This is a genomic window from Bartonella sp. AD328YNZD (genome assembly GCF_042196425.1).
The window spans coordinates 351-609 of record NZ_JBHIQG010000798.1 but is presented as its reverse complement, the minus strand read 5'-3'; the positions used below and the strand labels follow the sequence as shown (position 1 = coordinate 609).

General features: G+C 38.2%; 1 protein-coding gene. It reads right to left on the bottom strand.

Annotation, left to right across the window (positions count from 1 at the left end):
- Positions 1–259, bottom strand: a 259-nt coding sequence (locus tag ACFIO3_RS15095; protein WP_375704787.1) for a hypothetical protein, incomplete at both ends; no start/stop codon positions are given.

The following is a 259-nucleotide window of genomic DNA, read 5'->3' as shown; positions in this document are numbered from 1 at the left end:
CCAAGGCACGACGCATGGGGCTCGTATCATCTCCAAGATCATTTTTCAGATCCAGTTTAGTTAAAGCTTGATAACAGCCAACAATTTTTGTTCTATAATCTAAAGTAAGTTCATAATCTTTACTTGTGGTAGGCATCTCCATGGTTTTACTGATTTTCCCCTCATCAACCCCCAAAACAATAATCTTATAAGGGGTTAACAGTTCATTCTTGACCGCATCAGTGAAGCTATAAGTATAAAGCGCTTTTCCATAAATGGC